The sequence below is a fragment of the Singulisphaera acidiphila DSM 18658 genome (assembly GCF_000242455.2).
Classification (GTDB): Bacteria; Planctomycetota; Planctomycetia; order Isosphaerales; family Isosphaeraceae; genus Singulisphaera; species Singulisphaera acidiphila.
Map to the genome: position 1 here is coordinate 5,694,479 of NC_019892.1, position 24,010 is coordinate 5,718,488.

Annotated in this window: 18 protein-coding genes; 9 read left to right on the forward strand and 9 right to left on the reverse strand. The window is 62.7% G+C overall.

Features of this window, described 5'->3' with window-relative positions; translation table 11 throughout:
• Positions 1-116 precede the first annotated feature (116 nt).
• Complete coding sequence (locus tag SINAC_RS22545) at positions 117-1,307, forward strand: YXWGXW repeat-containing protein (protein WP_015247897.1); 1,191 nt, start codon at positions 117-119, stop codon at positions 1,305-1,307.
• Between the two features lie 37 nt (positions 1,308-1,344).
• Here the strand turns inward: SINAC_RS22545 and SINAC_RS22550 are convergent, their stop codons facing one another.
• From SINAC_RS22550 to SINAC_RS22575, 6 genes are all read right to left on the reverse strand, one after another.
• Positions 1,345-2,493 carry a P1 family peptidase gene (locus SINAC_RS22550; protein WP_020467226.1) on the reverse strand — a complete coding sequence of 383 codons (1,149 nt, stop codon included), beginning with the start codon at positions 2,491-2,493 and terminating at the stop codon, positions 1,345-1,347.
• 140 nt (positions 2,494-2,633) lie between these two features.
• The gene (locus SINAC_RS22555) at positions 2,634-3,749 is read right to left on the reverse strand and encodes a right-handed parallel beta-helix repeat-containing protein (protein ID WP_015247899.1); all 1,116 of its coding nucleotides are present in this window, start codon (positions 3,747-3,749) and stop codon (positions 2,634-2,636) included.
• Between the two features lie 282 nt (positions 3,750-4,031).
• Entirely contained in the window at positions 4,032-4,580 is a 549-nt protein-coding gene (gene fae / locus SINAC_RS22560) for a formaldehyde-activating enzyme (protein WP_015247900.1), read from the reverse strand.
• Positions 4,581-4,743: 163 nt separating this feature from the next.
• Positions 4,744-5,634: an arsenite methyltransferase gene (gene arsM / locus SINAC_RS22565; protein WP_015247901.1), complete on the reverse strand. Its 891-nt coding sequence runs from the start codon at positions 5,632-5,634 to the stop codon at positions 4,744-4,746.
• Between the two features lie 33 nt (positions 5,635-5,667).
• A complete protein-coding gene (locus tag SINAC_RS22570) occupies positions 5,668-6,696 on the reverse strand; it encodes a low molecular weight phosphatase family protein (RefSeq protein ID WP_020467227.1) in 1,029 nt (342 codons plus the stop codon).
• A 105-nt stretch (positions 6,697-6,801) separates the two neighbouring features.
• Complete coding sequence (locus SINAC_RS22575) at positions 6,802-7,179, reverse strand: ArsR/SmtB family transcription factor (protein ID WP_015247903.1); 378 nt, start codon at positions 7,177-7,179, stop codon at positions 6,802-6,804.
• A 176-nt stretch (positions 7,180-7,355) separates the two neighbouring features.
• Between SINAC_RS22575 and SINAC_RS22580 the strand changes: the two genes are divergently transcribed.
• The 3 genes from SINAC_RS22580 (at position 7,356) to SINAC_RS22590 (ending at position 10,720) form a co-directional block, all read left to right on the forward strand.
• Positions 7,356-8,693, forward strand: coding sequence for a cytochrome ubiquinol oxidase subunit I (locus SINAC_RS22580; protein WP_015247904.1), 1,338 nt, complete (start codon positions 7,356-7,358; stop codon positions 8,691-8,693).
• The gene (locus SINAC_RS22585) at positions 8,690-9,745 is read left to right on the forward strand and encodes a cytochrome d ubiquinol oxidase subunit II (protein ID WP_015247905.1); all 1,056 of its coding nucleotides are present in this window, start codon (positions 8,690-8,692) and stop codon (positions 9,743-9,745) included. The genes SINAC_RS22580 and SINAC_RS22585 overlap by 4 nt, the downstream gene beginning before the upstream one ends.
• A 138-nt stretch (positions 9,746-9,883) precedes the next feature.
• Positions 9,884-10,720 carry a 3-keto-disaccharide hydrolase gene (locus tag SINAC_RS22590; protein WP_015247906.1) on the forward strand — a complete coding sequence of 279 codons (837 nt, stop codon included), beginning with the start codon at positions 9,884-9,886 and terminating at the stop codon, positions 10,718-10,720.
• A 154-nt stretch (positions 10,721-10,874) separates the two neighbouring features.
• Here the strand turns inward: SINAC_RS22590 and SINAC_RS22595 are convergent, their stop codons facing one another.
• Complete coding sequence (locus tag SINAC_RS22595) at positions 10,875-11,132, reverse strand: hypothetical protein (protein WP_015247908.1); 258 nt, start codon at positions 11,130-11,132, stop codon at positions 10,875-10,877.
• 300 nt (positions 11,133-11,432) lie between these two features.
• Here SINAC_RS22595 and SINAC_RS22600 point away from each other — a divergent pair, with 300 nt between their 5' ends.
• Complete coding sequence (locus SINAC_RS22600) at positions 11,433-13,319, forward strand: chloride channel protein (RefSeq protein WP_015247909.1); 1,887 nt, start codon at positions 11,433-11,435, stop codon at positions 13,317-13,319.
• 619 nt (positions 13,320-13,938) lie between these two features.
• On the opposite strand, the gene SINAC_RS41965 is transcribed toward SINAC_RS22600, so the two are convergent.
• Complete coding sequence (locus SINAC_RS41965) at positions 13,939-14,514, reverse strand: transposase (protein WP_154673870.1); 576 nt, start codon at positions 14,512-14,514, stop codon at positions 13,939-13,941.
• A 233-nt stretch (positions 14,515-14,747) separates the two neighbouring features.
• Here SINAC_RS41965 and SINAC_RS22610 point away from each other — a divergent pair, with 233 nt between their 5' ends.
• Complete coding sequence (locus SINAC_RS22610) at positions 14,748-15,536, forward strand: class I SAM-dependent methyltransferase (protein WP_015247910.1); 789 nt, start codon at positions 14,748-14,750, stop codon at positions 15,534-15,536.
• Positions 15,537-15,821: 285 nt separating this feature from the next.
• Here SINAC_RS22610 and SINAC_RS22615 read toward each other — a convergent pair whose 3' ends face one another.
• Entirely contained in the window at positions 15,822-16,241 is a 420-nt protein-coding gene (locus tag SINAC_RS22615) for a thioredoxin family protein (RefSeq protein WP_015247911.1), read from the reverse strand.
• Positions 16,242-16,608: 367 nt separating this feature from the next.
• Here SINAC_RS22615 and SINAC_RS22620 point away from each other — a divergent pair, with 367 nt between their 5' ends.
• From SINAC_RS22620 to SINAC_RS22630, 3 genes are all read left to right on the forward strand, one after another.
• Complete coding sequence (locus tag SINAC_RS22620) at positions 16,609-17,166, forward strand: YqgE/AlgH family protein (RefSeq protein WP_015247912.1); 558 nt, start codon at positions 16,609-16,611, stop codon at positions 17,164-17,166.
• A 290-nt stretch (positions 17,167-17,456) separates the two neighbouring features.
• Positions 17,457-22,421, forward strand: a complete 4,965-nt coding sequence (locus SINAC_RS22625; protein WP_015247913.1) for a DUF3320 domain-containing protein — start codon at positions 17,457-17,459, stop codon at positions 22,419-22,421.
• Between the two features lie 170 nt (positions 22,422-22,591).
• Positions 22,592-23,935: an IS4 family transposase gene (locus tag SINAC_RS22630; protein ID WP_015243913.1), complete on the forward strand. Its 1,344-nt coding sequence runs from the start codon at positions 22,592-22,594 to the stop codon at positions 23,933-23,935.
• Positions 23,936-24,010 lie beyond the last annotated feature (75 nt).

The following is a 24,010-nucleotide window of genomic DNA, read 5'->3' on the forward strand; positions in this document are numbered from 1 at the left end:
GAAGGGCAGGTCGAATTGCAGGGCGCTTTGCATCCGCTGGCCTGGAATATGCAGGATCGTTAGGCGGACTGAGGTCGAATGGCCTGGTGAGAGCTTGCACCGTCGGAGTCATCGTTATGGTCGTTTCACGTTGGGGTTGGGTGATCTCGACCGTTTTGCTGGGGTCGGGGGTTAGTTTTGTCGGTTCCGAGGCGAGGGGCCAGGCGAAGCCGGATGCTCCGCCGGTTCTCGAGGGACCTCTGGTCGGGGAACAGTCGCCTTTGCCGCCACCGGCGGATGCCCTTGAGGAGGCGCCGGCGGGTGAACCCGAAACGGCGAATGCCCCGCTGCACGATGCCTTGAGACTCTCGAAAACTCGGCCCAAACCGGAGCGGGCTCCGAAGTCGCCCCCCGCGCCGGTCGCTGAGCGTGCCTCGACCGATCGTCCCGACCCGTCGGCACGGTGGTATGGCGGCTACTGGTCCTGGGATTCGGCCCGTGCCGACTTCGTCTGGGTCTCGGGGGCGTGGCGCGTTCCGCCCGCCAACTCGCTCTGGGTCGAGAGCCGCTGGAGGCGGGACGCCGAGGGTTGGTATCGCGTGCCTGGATTCTGGAGCCCGCGCCAGGGGCAACAGAACAGGGACCCGGCTGCCGCTCCTGCTGCCGTTGTGAACGGACCCGCCCTCGACGTCACCAATACCAACGCAGCCGGAGGATGGCGAATCAGCGGTCCCCCCGCCGATCGCCCTGCGGAATCGCCTGGCCCGGCGCCCGGCCCGGACTTTTTCTACATCCCGGGCCAGTACGCCCCTGACGGTGACCGGGCGACCTGGAAGAGCGGCTTCTGGGCGCAAGTGCAACCCGGCTGGGATTGGGTCCCGGCACGCTGGTCCCGCCAGGCCGACGGCTGGCACTTTCGTGAGGGCTACTGGACCCGAGACACGGGACCGGGCCAGCAGGCCGATGTCCGCCGCCATGCGGTGGCTCGTCCCCCCGGCCTTCCCCCAGCCATCATTGAATCGGAACCGGCGACCGATCCTGATCCCAATTCCAGGACGGGCACCGATGACTTGGCTCCCATGGACCCCAACGCGGACAGCGGTCGCGATGTGATTACCGAGGCGGAGCAAGATGCTGTGGATCCAGCGCCGGTCGTGGTCGTGCCCCCCACCGTCCTCTACGGTCCTCCGGTCGTCGGTTATCGCTATCGTTATCGGAGGCCCTATCGCATGATTCGGCCGCCGGGCCTGCTCTACCCGGCGGGCGTCGTCGTCCCCGACGCGGTGCCGCCGTTCGTTCAGCGCCTGCTCAATCGGGTTTTGCCTTGATTCGGATCCCTCCCATCCGGGACCGCACGCCCGAGGTTCAGGGCGCTGTGGTCCCGTACTTTTTGAGGATCGTCCGGAGTGGGTCAATCGGGATGGCTTCGGCCGTTCGACCGCCACGAGTGACGGTGGTCGCCTGGAGCAGTGAGTTGTCGATCGCCTCTTCGGTGGCTTCCAGGGCTGCCTGGAATAAGGGGGAGAGGGCATCAGGGGGGAGGAGCGTTCGCGTTCGGGGCGACATTTCACCGTGTTGCGAGCGCGCTTCGTGGGATGTCGAGAACGCGATGGCGAAGTCGCCGCTGGAGTGCGCGTACGACGCCCCGGTGCGTCCCATACCAAAGATCGCCCGCGCTGCGAGCCGGCGTAAGTCGCGGGCGTCGAGCGGGGCGTCGGTGGCCACGACGATCATGCACGAGCCGTCATCCCGGCTCTGAGTCTCCTCCTCCCGAGGCGGCGCGAACGAGTAGCGGCCGAGCTCCTTGCCGACCGGGGCGCCGGCGATGGTGAGCACGCCCCCGTAGTTCGTCTGGACGAGCACGCCCAGTGTGTGGCCGCCATAACGTGCGGGGAGCTTTCGGGAAGCGGTCCCAATTCCCCCTTTCCAGCCGAAGCACTGGGTGCCGGTCCCCGCTCCGACGCTCCCTTCGGGAACCGGCCCTTCCTTCGCATTACGAATGGCCTCGAGCACGTGGACTCGCGTCACCGGCATCCGGCGGATGTCGTTCAGCTCCGCGTCATTCGTCTCGCCGACCAATGCGTTGACCGAGCGGACCTCCTCGTTGCCTGGCTGGGCCAGCGTGTGAGCCACCACAGCCTCGACCGCGGTGCCGACCGCCAGGGTGTTGGTCAGCACGATCGGCGTCTCAATCGTGCCGAGCTCTTCGACCTGGGTCGAGCCGGCCAGCTTGCCGAACGCGTTGCCCACGAACACGGCGCCGGCGACTTTATTCTGGAACAGGTTGCCACCATGCGGCAGGATTGCCGTCACCCCCGTGTGGACCTGGTCTCCCTCAATGACCGTCGTATGACCCACTTTCAGGCCGGCCACGTCGGTGATTGCATTCAGCGGCCCTGGCGGAAAAACCCCAGGCGCAATGCCAAGTTCTCTGGCGCGTGGCCGGCGCTCGTTCCCGTCCCCGGCGCTCGCGAAGCTCGCAACGAGCAGGATCAAAATAGATGCATGCAGCATTGACGAGGACAAGACTCACCTCACTCGCAGGTTGATCCGTAGCGAAATCTGTCATGATCAGGCGAGCGGGGAGCGGGTCGCTCCCCGCTCGCCTTCGAGGGTAGGAACCCTTGATGCTCCTTGCTCGCCGCGTTTGATCCTCACGGAACGCGTTTCACGGCGCTCTGCGAGCTGGTCCGAACTCCTAACCGACCGAGGCGGCTCTCCGGCCGGAGCCGAAAATCCCCGTTCTCGGCGTCCTGGAACTGAGGATCCGTGCCGTAGACCCCATCGACCTCTGGGAGCGGGAGGTTCGGGCGGCTCCGTGCGGGGGCGTCGAGGGCGTACCAGGCGTTGCGAGCGAGCACGAACGACTCGGACGCTGTGTTCGGACCAATGTTCACGGGGTTTCCCATCTCTCCCGAGCGGTAGGCGATGATGTTGTCGGTAAACTGCCCGTTGCGTGAAGCGACGAAGCCAGGCTCGAGATTTTCCTGGAGAATTCGCAACGCCCAGCGACTGGGGCGATAGATCGTGTTGTGCCGCACAATGGCACCATCCACCCCCACAAAGGCAATCGGCGACTGCGAACCGATGAAGGTGCAGTCCTCGACCGTGATATCCTTGGCCTCATGCCCAGGCGCCTGGGGCCGGAAGAAGGCGAGGCCCGTGCTGCCGCCGACGTTGATCGCCCGGCCTCCTGCATGTTCGAAGCGACAGCCCTGAACCAGGATGTCGCGGCTCCCCCCCTTGGTCTGAACTCCGTTGGCCTCCGGGTTATCTTCATGTCGGAAGGTGCAGTTGGCGATCTTGCCTTGATGACATCCCACCATGTCGATGCCCGACCCCCGGCGCCCCCAGCGCTCGAGGGTGCAATTCTCGATCTGAAAGTCTTCAACCCCCGAGAGCTTGATCCCGTCCCGATTCCCCTCGGGCCCAACGTCGCGGACGATCAATCCGTGAACGATCAGATGGTGAGCGGGGTGGGTCAGGGAACCCCCGTCGTCGATGTTGAGTCCGTTGCCCGTGGCTTTCGTAATCACGAGATGGCGGATCTCCACATAGGCGGGGCTGGAGAGTTGTAACGAGCTGACGCCCCCCTCGATGACGGGGGGACGCGCCGGGTCGGCCGCTGTGAGAATGATCGGTTTCCCAGGTTCCCCCTGAAGCGTTTGGGAGGAAAGGCCCCCTTGATACCTGCCCGCCGCAATCCGGATTGTCGTGCCCGGCTTCGCCTCGGTCAGCGCCTGGCGAAGCTCGGCGGTGTTGGCGACCATGACGGTTCGCTCGCTCGCGGCTTGAGCCTGGGCGGTTAATAATCTAAGAGTGGCGATCGCGATAAATATTGATTTCATTGGTTTATTGAAAATTTTGATGTTGGAAAATTCATATTGGAGTGGTGGAATATTTTGTTGGAAGAATATTGACGGCAAGCCGGAGCGAACTCGGTGGCTTGCGTCAGTCGGGTGGGCCGGACCCCAGTCACCCACTCAACGGGGTCCGAGTCCGGCTCCCAGTCACCCAGATGAAGGGTGTTTCAGAGAGAAGCTGCTCTGGACTTAGAGGTTTCCCTCGAGCCCCTGCTGGTGATAGTAGTGCTCGACCTTATCCTGGTTTTCCAGCAGCCAGTCGATCGTCGGTTCGTGGCCCATCGCCTTGCGGATCACTTTCAGGGTGGCCTCGCGGTGGACGTCAAACAGGGCCTTGTGGTCGAGCTTGTCGGCCTTGGTGACGGCGGGGTCGAGCCAGACCGAATAGATGATGCCGAGGTCGTTGACCTTGTCCTTGGGGATCACGCCCTCACGCACGGCGTCGAGCACGCCGTTGGCGATGGCTGCCTGGACGGTGCCCATGAGGATGTTGGTGTACTTGTTACCTTTGACCGTGACCTTGCTGACCATGATGGTCGCCGGCCGCACTTGCACGTCGCTGTTCAGGATGGCGAAGACCTTGGTGTGTCCCTTGACCTGCTCGCCGATCAGGCTGGCCAGAGCGTTTCCGACCGGCCCGTCGAGTTCGCCGATGACGATCTCGGGTTCGGCGGCCATATAGTCCTCCGGGCCTTCCACGAGGGCTTCGCCGGTCCGCAGGACAATTCGATCGCTCATGTTGGTTCCTTCGTGCTTGTCATTTGGGAATGGGGCGGCGCCGAGGATGAGAGCCGCTCCTACCCCCTCGGCCGCGCATTCCACTGGCACGATTATTGACCGAAGTCGTGACTGCGCCAACCCAATCGGCTGACCGTCGATGGGGCTGATCTTTGAACGGGATTCAGCGAGGTTTTACGGCGTAGACCTTCACGCTGGCGGCATAGTCGTTCACGTCGTGCCGTCGCAAGAGGTCGGCGAGGCGGGCGTGGAGGCTTTCGTCGCTCGGCTGCGTGGGGGTGGGAGGGCAACAACCGGCGTCGACAACCGCCAGGCCCGCCGTGGAGGAGGGCAGGGGGGGAGGGCAGCAGACGGCCTGGTTCTCGACGTTGGCGTACGCGTTCAGATCGGCGCCGCTGTCGATCACCTCGACGTGGGCGAAGCCCGCCGCGACCAGACCCTGGCGATATTGCTCGATCGGGATCGCCCCGGTGATGCAGCCGACGTAGGCCATCAGATCGTCGGCCAACTCTTGGGGCAGCGGTTTCTTGAGGGCGATGTCGCTGACGGCGAGCCGGCCGCCCGGCTTGAGGATGCGGGCGATCTCCTTGAAGACAGCGTCCTTGTCGATGGCCAGGTTGATTACACAATTGCTGATGACGCAGTCCACGGAACCGGCGGCCAAGGGAAGACGGTCGATGGTCGCGAGGTGGAACTCGACGTTGGTCAGGCCCGAACTGACCGCGTTCTTGCGGGCCAGGGCGATCATCTCCTCGGTCATGTCGATCCCAATGGCGCGGCCGGTCGGGCCAACCTTGCGTGAGGCCAGGAGCACGTCAAGGCCTCCGCCGCTGCCCAGGTCGACGACCGTCTCCCCCACGCGGAGACCGGCGAAGGCCGTCGGGTTGCCGCAGGAGAGGCCCATGTTGGCTTCGGCCGGAATCGAGGACAATTCCTCGGTCGCGTAGCCGAACGCTTCGGCCACGGCGCGCACACCGTCCTGGTCGCTCGAGAGGCCGCTCAGGGCGACCGATCCATATTTGCTCTTCACGGCCTGAGTGATTGCGTCGGACATTGGGAGATAGCTCCTCGTTCGGATTGGATCGGATCAGTTCGTGGGCTGCGTTTGAAGCTGGTTGCGGACCCGCATCATCACGGAGAAGAGCAGGCGGCCCATGTCGTCGCGCCGCTCCGCGTACTTGGCTGTCTCGTAGACGCTATCGTCATAGATTTTGGGGTCGAGGTAGGGCATCGCGATCCGGACCGAGGCGCCTTGGACGACCGGGCAGCCCGCGTCTGCTTCACCGCAGACCAGAAGGGCGGCGAAGCCCGCCTGCGGATTTGCAGGGTCGGAATAACGCTTGGAGAACTCGGTCGTTTCGAGCGGGGGCGTGTTGGAATCGCCCGGAATCCCCCAGCGGACCCGGTAGACTGGGTTCGCTGTTGCGGGCTCGCCCCGCTTGGCTTCCGCGTCCGTTGGGTCGATCTCGACGCCGATCTCGCGGAGGGCGTTCACCGTCCGGGGATTGAATGCGGTCGGGGCCGTTCCGCCACTGTGGAACCGGATCTCGGGCAGGCCGTAGTAGGCGGCGGCGATGTTGCCCATCGTTGCCCCCAGGATGCTCCGCCGGCTGTTCCCCGTGCAGATCATGGTGAGGTCGAGAGGCTGGCCCGGAACGTGTTTCTGGGTGATCCAGGTCACGAGCGCGTGGCCGGCGGCTTGGTGCGCCGCGTCGATCAGGTCGAAGGAGGTTGTCAGGGCGTCGGCGTGTGCCCGAAGCTTTGGAAGCAGTCGGGTCCGCGACGCGGGGGTGTCGGCAGTCAGTGCCATTTCGATCTCCTGCGGGTCGAGCCGCTGGTCGGGGCCGGCGAGCTTGGCGAACGTTGAGGACGACATCAGGCCGGTCAGTGCCGTTGACGTCAGGGTTTTCTCCTTGCCCAAGGCCTTGGAGAGTCGTCCTTTGACGGCCTGATCGCGTTGAGGGTCGAGAGCGTCCGGGGTGCCTTGACTCTGAATGAGCCAGAGCGCACGCACCAGAGGACCCGGATCACGGGCCGTCGTCTGAGGAGGCGTTGCGCCGGTGGCTGCCGCCGCCAGGGCGGCACAGGCCAGCAAGAAGGCGGGACGGGTCGTCAAGGCCGCTCCTTTGTTTTTCTGGTGGGTCATCGTAGATAGGTTGGCTTGATTTGTATGGGGTCAAGCGAATATAGTTAGCCAAAAAAATAAGGGGGTGCGATCGAGTCAGGTCCCGTCGCAGCAGGAGACAGCCTGGACGAGCCGGCGGCGGTCTTCCTGGAAGACGTCGAGTTCGTGGAGGCAGGTTTCGAGGCTCCCCACCAAGGTGCGGTGGAGGCTCGACTTCGGCTGGGCCAGGCGGTAGTGGACCCACAACCCTTCCTTGCGCCCGACGACCAGACCGTGCTTGCGGAGGTAGGCCAGGTGGCGGGAGACGGTTGGCTGTGGCAGGCCGAGTGCTTCGTGAAGGTGGCAGACGCAGATCTCACGATCCTCGGAGAGCAGGTTCAGGAGCCGAAGCCGGACCGGATCGGCGAGGGCCTTGAGCAGGCCCGTGGAGGCGGCCAGCGTCAGGGCCGTCGGGGTCGGTCGTGGGTCTCTCATCGGGCGGCCTTCGGGTTAGACTTTATTCGCTCAGGCAAATATAGGGGTTCGTAGGGTGGGAGTCAACCGCTACCTTGGGTTTGGCTGTTGCCCCCATCGGCAGGGTTTCGCGTGTTGTCGTATAATGGGGTGGCCACGCGGGATTGATACCAACAGGCAAAGAACGGGACAACTTGATGTCGAACCTCCTGGCCGCACGTTGGCAGATGGCCATTTCGCTGGGGTTCCATATCATCTTCGCGGTGATTGGGATCGCGCTTCCCTTGATGATGGTCATCGCCGAGGCGTTCTGGCTGCGGACCGGTGATGGGGTCTACCGGTTCCTGGCGCGGAGCTGGGCGCGTGGTGCGGCGATTCTGTTCGCCGTCGGCGCGGTCTCGGGCACGGTCCTTTCCTTTGAGCTCGGTTTGTTGTGGCCTCACTTCATGCAGTTCGCCGGGCCGATCATTGGGCTCGGGTTCGGGCTGGAGGGGTTTGCCTTCTTCACGGAGGCGATCTTCCTGGGGATCTACATCTATGGCTGGGACCGTGTTCCTCCGCTCGCCCACTGGCTGGCGGGCGTGATCGTCGCGGTCAGCGGGGCCCTTTCGGGCATCCTGGTCGTGTCGGTGAATGCCTGGATGAACACGCCGGCCGGGTTTCAGCTCAACGGGAAGGAAGCCACCAATATCGACCCGCTCGCCGCGCTCTTGAACCCGTCGATGGTGGCGGAAACCCTGCACATGACCTTGGCGGCTTATGCGGCGACCGGGTTCATGGTGGCCGGGGTTCATGCGATCTACCTGGGTCGCGATCGCTCGGTCCGCTTTCATCGCCGGGCCTTGGCGATTGCCTTGGCGGTTGGAGGCACCGCGGCGCTCCTGCAACCGCTGAGTGGAGACTACTCGGCCAAGGTCGTGGCGCGGACGCAGCCGGTGAAGCTGGCGGCGATGGAGGGGCAGTTCAAAACGGAGCGGCGAGCGCCGTTGCGGATCGGCGGATGGCCCGATCCCATGACCGGCGAAACACGCTTCGCTCTGGAAATTCCAGGGGCTCTGAGTCTGCTGGCTCACGACTCGATCGACGCCCAGGTGGTTGGGCTCAACGACGTGCCGAAAGCCAACCGGCCTCCGGTCCTGGTCGTCCACCTGGCGTTTCAGACCATGGTCGCGTGCGGCATGGTGATGATGGTCGTCGCGCTCTGGGGAGGGATCACGGCCCTTCGAAAGCGTCGACTGCCCGACGGTCCCTGGTTCCTCCGCGCGGTGGTTCTGGCCAGCCCGCTCGGGATGGTGGCCATCGAGGCGGGGTGGACTGTCACCGAGGTGGGTCGGCAACCTTGGATCATTCACAAGATCATGCGGACGACCGAGGCTGTGACCCCTGTCGGCGGACTCTGGGTCTCGATGCTCAGTTATTCCGCGATTTACCTGATGTTGGGAGTGGTGGTCGTGCTGCTCTTGCGGATGCAGTTTCGGACGAGTCCAGGCGCTGATGAGCGGGCCGTTGTCGCGGTGGAAGGGGGCGGACATTGAACGCGATTGCGATTTCCCCGGAGATCGGCATCGCCCTCACGATGCTGTTCGCCCTGACGCTCTACGCCCTGTTTGGCGGGGCGGACTTTGGTGCGGGGGTTTGGCACCTGCTGGCACGCGGGCCGAGGGCCGAGGCTCAGCACGAATTGATCGCTCATGCCATCGGGCCGGTCTGGGAGGCGAACCACGTCTGGCTGATCATCGTGATCGTCCTGCTCTTTACCGGATTCCCCCCTGCATTTGCGGTCATCATGACCGACCTGCATGTCCCGATCTCCTTGATGTTGGTCGGGATCGTCCTGCGGGGCTCGGCATTTACGTTCGCCCACTACGACACCACCGAGCGTGGCCGGCAACGCTGGGGGCGGACCTTCCCGCTCCCCAGTGTGGTCACCCCCGTGCTGCTCGGGACGATCATCGGCGCCATTGCCAACGGGCGGCTTGCCCCTCACCCGGAGGCCGGCTTCCCTTTGTTCTCCTCCTGGCTCCGCCCCTTCCCCTTAACGGTCGGCTTTTTCACGTTGGCGATCTTCTCTTATCTGGCCGCGGTCTATCTGACCCTGGAGACGTCGGACACCGCGCTCCAGGATGATTTCCGCCGCCGGGCGTTGGTCTCGGCGGTGGTGGTGGTGGCGCTCGCCTATGCGGTCTACCTGCTTGCTCGCCGCGACGCTCCGCTCGTCTTCCGGGGACTCGACGGCTCCCCCTGGGGCTTACCGGTCCGGGTCGCGACCGGGGCTTGTGCCATCCTCGCTCTGGCCGGCCTCTGGTTTCGCTGGTACCACTGGGCCCGCGCGGCGGCGATGATGCAGGTGGCGTTGATCCTCTGGGGCTGCGCCCTGGCTCAGAACCCTTATCTCGTCCCCCCTGAGCTGACGGTGCACAACAGCGCCGCTCCGCCGCTGATCCTCAAGTGGCTCCTGTTCGCCCTGGCGGCCGGATCGCTCATCCTCTTTCCGTCAATCTACTATCTCTTCCGGGTTTTCAAGGGGCATACGTTCGCAAGGCCGGGCAATCCGGTCGAGCTGCCATCGACGGCGGGAGAGTCTTGAATCGCGATCCAATCCTTTGACGAGGTCGGCTCGGGCCGTTCTAATCAGCCCTGGACGTCGGCAACGAACGCGTTCCCGGCGCCGCGGCAAAGTAAAAAAAGAAGAAGAGCCCCGATCCCCAGCCAGGAGTGAACACGCATGTCCCAGAACCGACTCGCCGGCCCTCGGCCTGCAACCGTCCGGACTTTGGCCACCCTGATGGTTCCCGTGGCCCTCGGCTTCGTACTGGCCGGAATGAACGAGGCTCGGGGCCAGGATGCCGCGAGCAAAAAAGGCTGGGTCAGCCTGTTCAACGGCAAGGACCTCGAAGGCTGGACCCCCAAGATCACCAAGTACAAGGCGGGCGAGAACTACGCCAACACGTTCCGGGTCGAAGATGGGGTCATGAAGGTTTCCTTTGATGGATATCCCAAGTTCGACGGAAAATTCGGCCATCTCTTCTCGGCGAAGAAGTACTCGAACTACAAGCTTCGGATCGAATACCGGTTCGTTGGCGACCAGTGCCCTGGCGGTCCCGGTTGGGCGATCCGCAACAGCGGCGTGATGCTCCACTGCCAGTCACCCGAGAGCATGAGGAAGGATCAGGAGTTCCCGGTCTCCGTCGAGGTCCAGTTCCTCGGAGGGGACGGCAAGAAAGAGCGATCGACGGCCAACGTCTGCACGCCCGGAACGCACATCGTGATGGACGGCAAGCTGATCACCCAGCATTGCACCGACTCGAAATCCAAGACCTATGCCGGCGACCAGTGGGTCACAGTGGAAGTGGAAGTCCACGGCGATGGAGTCATCACGCACCGGGTGAACGGGGAACCCGTGCTCACCTACGAGAAGACGCAGTACGACGAGAACGATGCCGACGCCCGGGCTTTGATCAAAGATGGGGATAAGCGGCTTCGCGAAGGCTATATCTCGCTCCAGAGCGAGAGCCACCCGATCGAGTTTCGCAAGGTGGAGATCCTCGAACTCGACGAGTGAGCCTTCTCTCTCGAGGGCAGGTCACCACGGAGAGCACGGAAAGAATCGAAATCTCATCAAGCCGGTAAGCACCGAGTGGATTCGTTTCGGGCTTTCCGTGATTTTCGTCTGCTTCGTGGTTCCCTTTGCTTGGGTTGGAGCGACGAACATCGCTCTAATCCTCTTTGCTTCGCCTCTTGATCTCTTTCGCAAGGCCGTGGAGCAGGCCATCCAGGTATTGCCGTCGTGGCGGCCAGATCCATGCGTAAATGCCCCGCCGCTGACGCGCCACTTTGACCTGGCGTTCCCGAAGCTGTTGCGTTCGAATGGAATGCATCCAGTGGGCTTCCAGGACGCCTCGATCCCAGGGGGAAAGGGTGCCGATGCTGGTGGGGGATTCAAAGTACCCCTTCTTCGGTTTCTTCCGACCCATCGTAGGCCTCATGTCGCCGCGAGTTTCGTCTTCTGTTGGGATCAATCCCACACTCCGCTTGAGGCGGAAAGTCCGTTTTCAGGTTTGGATCCAACGAGTCGAACCGGGATAATCCTGAGCCTATCGCACGCAGGCGAGATGGGGAAGAGGAAGAGGTGGATTGCCTCCCTCGCGTCGTTCCCGCCTTGAAAGATTCTCGTGAACGATCGGCCAGAGCGCTTGGTTGGATTTGCGTAGACGATTGCATTGTTGTGGATATCAGATTTTCTGAACCGGAACCGACCGAAGGATCTCGAATTCATGGCGGAATCGATTCCCCGGGGCCGCGCGATGGTCCTGTTGGGCCGCATCCTCAATCGCCTGGTGAGCCAGTGGGCCATTCCGGGAGCGGGTCGCGTGGCCGTTTGCAGCCCCTTGGTCGGCCTGATTGCGGGGCTGGGTGCGGTCGCGTTTCTCCGCTTGCTGGCTTTGTTGGTTCACTACGTGCTCAATGGTCTGCTGCACTTTTATCTGCCTCCCACCGGAGAAGGGGTTCCCCACGCGATCACCAGCCCGTACCCGTGGTGGCTGGTGCTTTTGGTTCCGACCCTGGGCGGTTTGCTCTCCGGCTTGATCGTTTTCACTTGGGCCCCTGAAGCGGAAGGGCATGGCACTGATGCCTTGATTCGAGCGTTCCATCGGGGAGGCGGGCAGATTCGGGGCCGGGTTCCTCTGATCAAAGGGATTGCTTCGGTAATTACGATCGGGACGGGTGGCTCGGCAGGGCAGGAAGGGCCAATTGCGCAGATCGGCGCGGGCTTCGGCTCATTTCTGGCGAGGCTCTTGCGGTTGACCCCCAACGAGCGTCGGCTCCTCATGCTGGCCGGGGCCGCAGGGGGAGTCGGGGCGATCTTTCGGGCTCCGTTGGGAGGGGCTCTCTTTGCCTGCGAGGTACTCTACATGACGGCCGCGATGGAGTCGGCGGCGCTACTGCCCTGCCTGGCCAGCTCGATCGTGGCGTATTCCACCTTTGCCCTGTTCATCACGCCGAGCCCGATCTTCATCGTCCCGAACATGGCCTTCCGCGGGTTGGCCGAGCTTCCTATGTTCGCACTGTTGGCTTTGGCCTGCGCGGGGGTCGGCTGGCTCTACGTTCGCATATTTTACGGGCTGCGTGACTATGTGTTCAAGCCAATTCCTCTACCGCGTCACATTAAGCCTGCGCTTGGGGGGCTTCTGCTTGGATTGATCGCTTTGATCTTTCCGCAGGTTATGACGGGGGGATACGGCTGGGTGCAGTGGGGGGCGATCGGGATGCCTCCGTCGCTCTTGCAGCCGCACGAGTTGCCGTTCGCGCCGCAGATGGGCGTGGGAATGCTCCTCAGCCTCGCCTTGCTGAAGACGGTGACGACCGGCCTGACGATCAGCTCAGGGGGGAGCGGCGGGGTCTTCGGGCCTTCGGTGTTCATTGGCGGGATGCTCGGAGGTGCAGTCGGCCAGCTCCTACACGGCCTCTTTCCGAGCTGGAACCTGAACCCGTCGGCGTTCGCCTTGGTGGGCATGGGAGGCTTCTTCGCCGGCGTCTCGAAGACCCCGCTGACGTCGATCATGATGGTCTCGGAGATGGCGGGCAACTATAGCCTGCTCGTCCCTCTGATGCTGGTCTGCGGCTTGAACATGGGACTCTCGAGGCGCTGGACGCTCTATGAGGAGCAGGTGCCCAGCCCCGTCGACAGCCCGGCGCACCAGGGGGACTTTGTCATCGACGTCCTCGAACAGCTTCGTGTCAGCCAGGTTATGGTCCGAACCGAGGGGCTCGAACTGGTCCCGGCGGGCACCCCGTTCGTGGAGATTGTCCGCCGGGTGGCCCAGTCGACGGAGACGCTGTTTCTGGTCGTGGATCGCCAGGGGGCGCTGAGTGGAGTGTTTACCCTCCGCGACATCCGGCTCGCCCTCGAGGGGACGGAATGGGCCCCCTTGGTCGTGGCCGACGACCTGGCCCACCGCCCCGTGCTCACCGTCACTCTGGCCGACGACCTGCACACCGCCTTGAAGCGGCTGACCGAGCTCAACGTCGACGAGATACCGGTCGTCGCCCCCGACGATCCCGGGCAACTCGTCGGCCTCTTGCATCGGCGCGAGCTGGTCGCTGCCTACACCACCCAGATCGATGCCTTGCGCTCGCCCGATCCTGCGTCGGTCTTGTGAACCGTTTTCCTCTCAAGCCTACAGCGGTATCCGACTCTCAGTATTTGGGGCCAAGAAATCGCCAAAGTTTAGATGGCAATGACGCAATTATTGAGCACAAATTTGCTATGAAATAGCATAATGTGTAATATCAAAATATGAAACATAAATTCAGTGTGCCGATAGTAATTGCTATCCACCAGAGTTCCCACAGATACAGAGGGAATCGCAAGTTTAGAACCAAGGGGACACCCAAGACTGCGGCATCAACCATAAAGATGCATAACCGGCATCTGGGAATTCGCCAAGTATCAAATATTATAGCGAGGTCAATGCCCAAGATGGGAATGAGAATCATGAGCAACCAAAGTCTAAGCTTTGTTGGTCCGTAACGTGCTGTCTTGACCCCCCAGCTACGTGTTGCACTAAGCCTGAGAACAGATAGTGGTATTGCTAAAAACATAGAATAGAACGTCGCAAAGCTTAGCATAATAATGATCCAGTATTATATCTGTAAAATGCTAATTTGTTGAAAATTTATTGATTTCTCGTGTTGGTGTATTATGGCTTTATTTGTCTGTTTGAAAGCTGGATCGAAGGCCGGCATGGCCGAGAGCGGCGTTGAGGAGTAAGATGGTAATTATGGCCTTGCTCTTGCTGCTCGAGTCGGCTCGGCGGGGGCTAATCCAGCTCTCGATATAGCACGTGAGCTTTCGCCACGGAAAGCCGATAGTGGTTTACTTTGGCGTTGTGCGCGGCCCGGAATGCCGAAACTGTCCAAGGATATCCTAATGTGTGATCTGCCGGAGGACGACCCCCAAGGCATCGTATGAGTTCGGTTTTCGTTCTTGTTTCGGCTCGACGGAGCCCCTGTTTGGCCTACGAGAACATCATCCTCGATCGGAGTGTACCCTGGGCTGGACGGTGGGAGTGGCAGAACCTTCGCCCCCGTCTGCTTGATCGCGTTCGCCACCACGGCACTCTGATGGGGCTTGAGGTTATTGAAAATGACCACATCTCCCTTGTGCAGTTCCGGCGCCAGTGATCGTTCCACGTACTGTTGGAACGTTGCTGTGCCGGTCGCTCTTGGGAGTGCCAGCGGGGCGCGCACTCCGTTCAGTCCCCAGCCCGCGATCACGGTGATCGTCGCCCAGGAGGCGGGTGCCGAGCCCGCCGCCCGCTCACCCCTCGGGGCTCGGGCGAGGGGCGGAGTCATCGCCGTGGTGATCCTCGCCTTGTTCACGAAAACAAACTTCTTTGCCTCGATTTTGAGAACCTTTCGCCGGAACGAACGTCGCTTCTTTTGCACGGTAGGGTTGGTCACGCAGGCTGGCGTGTAGGCTCTTCTTCTTGAAGGTCAGCAGGTCACCCGGATCTATCCCTCTCTATGGAATTATTCGCGCGTGCGATCAGATGGTAAATCGCTGTTAATGAGGAGTGACCCACCCAATGACCGCGACCGAGAAGGATTTTACTCCGATCCAGAGCGACTACGAGTTCTTCGTCGCCCACGCCACCGAAGCCGAGGCCGATCTGACCGCCTACCTGGATTGGCTTGGGGAGATCCGACCTGATGCCGGCGCAGACCGAGTCCGGCTCCTCGACTTTGGCTGCGGCCCGGGTACGTTCACCGAGCTGTTCCTGGCTCGGGCCGGTTGGCCGGCCGAGCAAGTGGAACTCGCACTCGTCGAGCCAGTCGACGACTATCGACGCGCGGCCGTCACGCGGCTTCAAGGGCACGCGACATCACCCGTTCATGCCTGGACGCAGTTGCCGGAGGGGCTGGTCGAGCCGTTTGATCTGGCGCTCTCGAATCATGTCTTCTACTACGTTCCGGCCTTGCGTGAGGAACTCGCGCGGATTGTGCGAGCACTCAAGCCCGACGGGGCGTTTCTGGCGGCGATCGCCGGCAACGATAATGTTCTCATCCAGGTCTGGGTCGAAGCCTTCGCCCGGCTCGGCCGGCCGGTCCCCTATCACACGGCCGAAGCGTTTGAGGACGCTCTCGGGACGCTTCACTTTCCATTCCGCCGCAAGGAAGTCCGCTACACGCTCGCCTTTCCCGACTCCGAAGAGAATCGAGGAAAGATCCTTCACTTCCTGCTGGGAGAACATTTTGGAGAGATCCCGCGTGCGACGGCCCTCGGTTTTCTTGACCCTTACTCCGCTAATCATCGCATCGAGATGAACGCGAAACACTTCCAATATTGCGTTCGACGTTCGCCCGGAACGCCGTGACTCGATCGCGATGGAGCTTGGGGGAGGGGAGACGATTCGCACTTGCTGGGGTGTTCGGAAAATCCTTCCCAGCCGTCTAAGTCCTCGGCTGTCGTGGTGTGATCCGCAACAAAAAAGGAAATCGGCGGCGGGAAGGAATTCGAGACTGCGATGAACACGCTCGTGAAATGAGGCCGAGGCGGAAGCCTCGTCCTGACCGCAAGGCGGCCGACGTTGTGATGCTACCTCGAGCTGAGGTCACACCCGAGCGAACGGCTTCGTTCGACGAAGGCGTGTTTGGATCGATTACTTCGGATTGAGGAAATCGACAAACTGGCGAACGTTACGGTATCCGACGCCATGCTTGTAGGCTCGCCCCATCCCGTCAAGGACGACGTAGGAGGGGAGACTCTGGACACCGTATGCCTGCATGAGCTGAGGATTCGCGTCGGCATCGATGACGCGCAAGTCGTGTCCAGGCAGGGAAACATTCGGCAATGTTTGCGACTTCATCTGGATACAGGCGGGGCACCAGGATGCAGTGAAGAAGAGGATCGAATGCTTCTTGGCCACCGGCTTCGGCACGGAAACTTTGAGCGCAGCCGCTGTGGCCGGAACGACCCGAGCGGAAAGCGAGAGAGCCGATCGAACCGGTTGGGCCTCGAGGACGCCGGAGCCGAGCGGTGATGACCACATAAGACTAAGAACGAGAATAAGATCATGCATCAAACTCATCATCTCCTTCAAGGTGATCGTTCAAGTCAAGTTGAACCAGGATAATCACCGAAATCCAGTCGTTCAACCCATTCTTTGTAAATTGTGCAAATCCGGTGAGTCGCGAAATTGTTGTTGTTTTCGCTCTTTCGAGATTTGCAGGCGCGATCAGTCAGGAGAATTGATTTGATCGCTGATTCGTGTGGATCTGTGGGAATTGTATGAATTCAATTGTTGAATTTATGGGTTTCGTGATAAATGGTCGTTCGATTTTGACGGTGTTCCGATCGAGTTTGGGGTTGGCCTTGTTGGTGCGAAGGGGGAGAATTGGTAATCTGAGGACGAATTGATCTGCAATGCCATGCGGGGCTGCCGAACTATGAACTCTCTCAAGGGCCAACTCGTTATTGCGACCCCTCAGCTCGACACCCCGATCTTTTCGCGGTCCGTCATTCTCATGCTCGATCATGGAGAAGATGGGGCGATGGGGGTGATCTTGAACCACCCGATGAACGTCGTCGTGACCGACCTCTCGGGCCGAATCTTCGATGAGGAGTTTGTCTGGGACAAAACCCTCTGCCTGGGCGGACCGGTCACGGGGCCGCTCTTGGTGCTGCATACCATCGAAGAAATGGCCGATCAGCAGGTGATCCCCGGCGTCTACTGCACGATGGAAGCGACCAAGGTCCAGGAACTCATCAGCCGAAAGTCGGAGCCGTCGCTCGTGATCGCCAACTATTCCGGGTGGGGCCCCGACCAGTTGGAAAGCGAGTTCGAGACCGATTCCTGGCTCACGCTGCCCGCCCAGATTGCGCACATCTTTCGCGAGGCGGATGACAAGGAACTCTGGAAAGCGGTGGTCAGCGAGGTCAATACCCAGAAACTTTCCGAGTTTCTGGGGCTCCGGGAGCTGCCTGCCGACCCTACCGTGAACTGAAGCGGTTGAGTCACGGGGGAACGCAGATCCTCCATCAAAAATGGGTTGGTTGCCTGGTTTTCGTCGAGCTTCGGCCGTGTGCGACGGCCACGGTGTCGTCGCCTGCTCTGCTTTCCGAAAGCGGGCTGCGCTGCTAGGATGAAGCCGCCTCAAACGTGCCGACGTGGACGCGATGCCGGCCCCGCAAATGGTGGGCGCGAGCGATCGTCGCACTTGCCTTCGCGTCCGGGGTCTTTTGGGGGGGCGAACCCAACGGCCACCCGGCGCATCGTTCGAGGGAAGCGCTGGTCATGGCGAACGACGATCCCGTGGGCTCGAGACTGAATGCCGACCGGAGGGACCTGCTCGACCTGAGTCTGCGAAACCCTCTGCTGAACTACCGTCCGAGGTCGCGCGGGCTGGAGATCGTGGGGGAGTCGCCGCCGGACGTGTTCCGGATCCTCGTCCGGGAAGGACGGGTGATGACCTTCCTCCACGACCCGACCGCCCCCGAAGATCCCGAGCCGGCGCCGGAGTCGACGTCTCTTCCCGAGCGGAATCCCGCGTCCCTGTCCCTTCCCGAGTCGGCTCCGCACCAGGCCCCTGAGCCGCCCGCCGAGCCTGCCCTTGAACCGCCACAAGCACCGAGTCCCGACTCGCTGGCGATGACGCTTCCCGCTGGCCCGGTCTCCGAGCCTGGGCATGAGGCTCCTCCTTCACCACCTGCGGATCTGGTGACCGAGCCTCGTCCGGACGAGCCCCCTGTACCCTCGGTTTCCACGTCGACGACCGACCTCAAGCTTCAAACGGCCTTGTCGGCCACGCGGCTGGAGTCACGTTTGCTGGCCATCTACTTGGCGGCCAGGACCTCGATTGAAGAGCAGGGGGTCAACACGCTCTTCCTCGCCCAGGGGATGCTTTCCTGGCACGAGGCCGACGCTCCCCAGAAGCGGCTGAGTGCCCCGCTCGTGCTGATCCCGGTCGAGCTGGCGAGGACCAGCGCCCGGGATCGGTTCCGGCTTCGCCATGACGGCGAGGACTTGGGCGTGAACCTCTCGCTGGCGGAACGGCTCAAGGCCGAGTTCCAGATTGCGCTGCCTGCGATACCCGACGCGGATGACCTTGATGTGGCCGCCTACTTCGACGCCGTGGCCGAGGCCGTGCAAGGCCGGCCCCAATGGGAGGTCCGACGCGACGCGATCGCCCTCGGATTCTTCTCATTCGGCAAGTTCCTCATGTACGTGGACCTGGATGAACAGAGCTGGCCCGAAGAGGCCCGACCGGCCGGACATCCGATTCTCAAAGCCTTGCTGGGCGCTGGTTTCCAGGAACCGGCGGCGGAGGCTGGTGAGGATGAGTCGATCGACCGCTTCTTCGACCCTCGGGAGAACCGCCAGGTCGTCGACGCCGACAGCACGCAGATGCTCGCGCTCCTCGACGCCGATCGGGGCCGAAACCTGGTGATCCAGGGGCCCCCGGGGACCGGCAAGTCGCAGACGATCACGAACCTGATCGCCGAAGCGGCCGGCAAAGGGAAGAAAGTCCTGTTCGTGGCCGAGAAGATGGCCGCGCTCGAGGTGGTCAAGCGGCGGCTCGACGCGGCCGGGCTCGGGGGGGCCTGCCTGGAGCTCCACAGCCACAAGACCAAGAAAAAAGGGGTCCTCGACGAGCTGCGGCGGACCCTGGAGCTGACCCGCCCGCGCCTCGGCCCGATCGATGACGACCTTCGCTTGCTGGTGGAGGTGCGCGACCGCCTGAACGCGTACAGCGACGCAGTCAACACGCCGATCGCCGCCAGCGGCGTCACACCGCACGAGGCGTTCGGTGAGTTCTTGAACCTGCGCGAGGGCTCAACGCCGGTCGCGCCGCCCCGTCCCGAACTGCCGGCGCTGCTCACCTGGACCGGCTTCGACTTCAAGCGCCGGCTTGATCTCGTCGAGCAATTGCAGGCTCGACTCGCCCAGGCGGGCGTTCCGCGCGATCACCCGTTCTTCGGCAGTCGCCGCACGATGCTCCTGGCGAGTGAGGAGGAGCAGCTCCTTGGTTTGATCGCCCAGGCGCGGCGGGCGACCGATCGGTTGCGTGACGCCGCGAGTCGGCTCGCGGCGCAACTCGGTTTCGATCCTCCCGAGGGGGGCGATCGGGTGGAGATCCTCCTCCGCTCCGCACGCTGGGCCGGGATGGAGGCGCTCCGGACCGGGGCCGACCTTCGGACCGAGGATTGGGAATCGAGAGCCACCGAGACCGAGGATTTGCTCAAGGACGGTAAGGCCCTGGCCAACCTCCACCAACACCACGACGAAACGGTGATCCCCGAGGCCTGGGACCAGGACCTGCTTGAGACCCGCCACGACCTGAACGTCACCGGGCGGCGGTGGTGGCGGTTCATCTCGCCAACTTATTGGCGAACCAGGCGCCGTGTGGCCATGCTCTGCCGGGGCACGCCCCCGCGCGGCCTTGACGAGCAACTCGCCTTGATCGACGCGATCATGGCCGCGCGGCGGTATCGCGAGACCGTCCGCCGGCATGAGGCCCTGGCCGCCCGCCTGTTCGGGCCGCAATGGCGCGGCGAGCGCTCGAACTGGGCGGACCTGGCGACGGTCTCCCACACGGTCGTGAGCCTCCATGCGGATGTACGGGAGGGCCTGGTGCCCCCCGCCGTCATCGACCTGCTGGCGACTCGGCCGAGCTTGTCGGGCCTGCATGCTCTGACCTCTGCCGTCGAGGAGGCACTCACCGCCCGGCACGCGGCGATCCAGCCGCTTTTCACGTTCCTCAACCTCGACGAGCCGGTCCGATTCGGGCCGGCTGGATACGAACACCTTGGCCTGCAAGATCAGGCGGCCTTGCTGGAGCTCTGGGCGGCCCGGGCGAACGACCTTCGCGGGCTCGCCGCCTGGAACTTTCAGGTGAATGGATGCAGAAATGAAGGGCTAGATGAAGTGGTGGCCCTGGCCGAGTGGTGGCCAGAGGCCCGCCACCACCTGGCGCAAACGTTCCGCCGCTGGTGGTACGAAGGGTTGCTGGAACAGGCCTACCGCGAGCGGCCCTCGCTTGCCGGGTTCGAGGGGACGAGCCAGGATCAGGCTGTGGCCAGGTTCCGCGAGCTGGACCGGCTTGCCCTTCGGCATGCCCAGGCCCGCCTGGCCCACGACCACTGGCAAGGGCTGCCACGGAAAGGGGGAGGGGGGCAAATCGCCGTCCTCCGCCGCGAGTTCGAGAAGAAATCGCGGCACATTCCCGTTCGCCAACTGATGGTTCGGGCCGGCAACGCGGTCCAGGCGATCAAGCCCGTCTTCATGATGAGCCCGATGTCGGTCGCCTCGTATCTGCCCCCGGGTTCGCTCCAGTTCGACCTGGTCGTCTTCGACGAGGCCAGCCAGGTCCGGCCGGTCGACGCCCTCGGGGCCTTGTTGCGCGGGCGGAATGCGGTCGTCGTCGGCGACAGCCGGCAGCTTCCCCCGACCAACTTCTTCGACCGGCTCACGGGAGGAACCGATGACGGTGACGATGACGAGGCCTTGCACGACGTGGAGAGCATTCTCGGCCTCTTTGTCTCGCAGGGCGCGCCCCAGCGAATGCTCCGCTGGCATTACCGAAGCCGGCATGAGTCGCTGATCGCCGTCTCCAACCACGAGTTCTACGACAACCGCCTCGTCGTCTTTCCCAGCCCCGACGCCGGGCGAAGTGAGTCGGGCCTGGTCTTTCGCCACCTGCCGCAGACCCACTATGACCGGGGGCGAACCCGCACCAACCCCGGCGAGGCCGAGGAGGTTGCCCGTGCCGTTTTGACGTTCGCTCGCGAGCAGCTTGCTCGACCGGAATCGAGCCGTCAGACCCTCGGCGTGGCGGCCTTCAGCGTTTCGCAGATGCAGGCGATCATCGACCAGTTGGAACGTCTGCGTCGTGAAGACCCTGCCACTGAAGAGTTCTTTGCGACCGGGACCGTGGAACCCTTTTTCGTCAAGAACCTCGAGAACGTTCAAGGGGACGAACGTGACGTCATTTTCATCAGCGTCGGTTATGGTCGGACGGCGGATGGAAATCTGGCGATGAACTTCGGACCGCTGAACAACGAGGGGGGTGAGCGCCGTTTGAACGTGCTGATCACCCGCGCCCGGCGCCGTTGCGAGGTCTTCACCAACCTGACGGCCGGTGACATCGACCTTGCCCGCACCAACGCCCGTGGAGTCCGGGCCCTGAAAGTCTTTTTCTCCTACGCGCAGACCGGCATGCTCGATGCCGTCGCGGCGACCGGAGCGGAACCTGCCTCTCCCTTTGAGAAGGCGGTGAACGGTGCGCTGACGGCCGCCGGGCATCGCGTTCAAGAGCGGATCGGCACCTCGGGGTTCCGGCTCGAGATGGGGGTCGTCGATCCGGACAGGCCCAGCCACTACCTGGTCGGGGTCGAATGCGATGGGCCGGTCTACCAGAGTGCTCGATCGGCCCGCGACCGTGACCGGTTACGACAGCAAGTGCTCGAAAACCTGGGGTGGAAACTCCATCGGATCTGGAGTGCGGAGTGGTTCCGCGATCCCGACGGTGAACTGAACAAGGCCTGTGCCGCGATCAATGCCGCCCAAGCTGTGTCGCTGGCCGTCGAACCGTCCGGTCCTGTCTCCGATCTCGATCCCGAGCCGGATCCGGAGCCTGGGGAAGTGCCTTCCGAGTCGAAGAAGGCCGACGACCCGGTCGCTGGGGACCTGATTGCGGATTCCGCCGCGATTCCGGCCTACCAGCTTGCGACCTTGGACGTCAAGCTTGGTGAGCAAGAACTTCATGAAGTGCCGCCGCGTCGGATGTCTTCATGGGTTGTCCAGGTGGTTCGAGCGGAAGGTCCGATCCTGGCTTCGGAGATCGCGCGGCGGCTCGCCGACGCGGCCGGCGTCAAACGGATTGGCAACCGGATCCAGGCGGCCTTTGACTTGGCGTTCGAGCTTTCGATCCGCCAGGGCACGCTCCGTCGCGAGGGGGATTTTCTCTGGCTGACTGAGATGAATCAGCCGCCCGTGCGTGATCGAAGCGCCTTGCCCACGGCCTCGCGCAAGCTGGACCTCATTGCGCCGGAAGAGATCGGGGCGGCGGTCGAACGTGTCGTGACCGAGGCCCTTGGCATGGAGCCTCTGGAGGTTGCGCCGGCGGCCTGTCGCCTGCTTGGCTTCAATCGGGTCAGCGACGAGATGCGTCAGCGCGTTGATGCGATCGTCGAGGAGTTGGTCCGGCAGAATCGCCTCCTCAAGCGTGGAGATCATCTGCTGGCGCCGGACCCTGGTTGAGTCAACCGGGGTGGCGAGGCGAAAAGCGTTTTTGGCTTCAATCTGTGACTTCCCCCCCTGGGACCGCGGGCGACCCGCCCAATGGCACTTACTTTCGCCAATCCTGCAATAAGGGGCACCTCTGGCACGTTTTTTGCGCCATGAACTCCTATTTTTTGGGAGTACCTCGCATGAACCATGACCAGGAATCACCCGCTGTCGTCGATTTGGGTGAGGCGGTTCGGATGTTCCATCGCTTGGTCCCACCGGATGTCCTGCATGCTCAGAAACCGCCCACGCTCTCGACCGTGTTCACGCCTTGGGTCGTTGTCTGGCTGATGATCTATCAACGGTTGACCTGCAATGCAACGATGGCCACCGCTGTGGGAGAGTTGGCTCGATTAAGTGCAGATGTGCTCCCTGATAACAAGCGGGCCCGTGAGAAATCGTTCTCGGCCAACACGGGTGGGTTTTCGCGAGCGCGAGATCGGCTGCCCGTGGAGATGGCTCAACGGGCGGCTGACGAGGTTTCTGCAGCCTTAATCGCCAAGTCTCCGCCATCGGTGAAAGGGCGTAACGCGTTTCTTGTGGACGGTTCCACGCTCTCTTTGGCACCCACTGACGCCTTGCGCAAAACGTATCCGCCGGCCCGCAATCAACACGGAGAATCGCACTGGCCGATCCTCCACTTGGTAGCGGCCCACGAGTTATCCAGCGGTGTGACCGTGCGTCCGGAAGTGGGGGCAATGTATGGCCCGGCCGCGATTGGCGAAGTCCCATTGTCGGCCGGTTTGATGCCGCGACTTCCGGTCGGCTCCGTGTTGATCGCCGACCGGAATTTTGGCGTCTTCGCGTTCGCCTGGTTAGCCAACCAGGCGGGCCACGACTTCGTGTTGCGGTTGACTGAGAAGCGATTTCGGTCGATGGTGCGCCAAGGGAAAGCCCAGGGCAAGGACCAGTGGGAACTAACTTGGCAGCCCAACCGCTGGGAACGCAAGTCGAACCCACAATGGCCGGCCGATGCAACGCTGCGTGTGTGGTTGCACGAGGTTCGAATTTCCGAGAAGCTGACGCTGTGGCTTGTGAGTCGGCTCCCTGACGAGGGGTGCGAGCTCGCCGCGATCTATGGCCAGCGGCAAAATATCGAAACCGATCTGCGTGATTTGAAGCGGACGCTTCGCTTGGAAGAGATGCGTGGCCGATCCACGGAGATGGTCGCGAAGGAACTGGCCTCGGCGACAGTGGCCTATAACATGGCGAATCTGATTCGCCGGATGGCTGCGGCTCGGGTCGAGATCGCGCCGCGGCGATTGAGCTTCAACCGGGTATGGTCGTTAGTGAAGGTCTTGCTCTTGGAGTCGTTGGATACCACGGACCCCGCGAAGATCCAAGAGCGGATCGACTTGGTTCTGAGGATGTCTGGCCAGTGTAAGCTCGCGAATCGCCCTGGCCGACACTACCCGCGTGAGGTGATCGCCCGCCGCAGAAAATTCCCACTGCGACCACGCAAACGCGGTCTGAAATCGAGAAAGTAAGTGCCATTGGGCGACCCGCCCGCTCTTGAATTGTATTATGTTTTATTTGTATGAATTGAACTGCGGGCGAGGGCG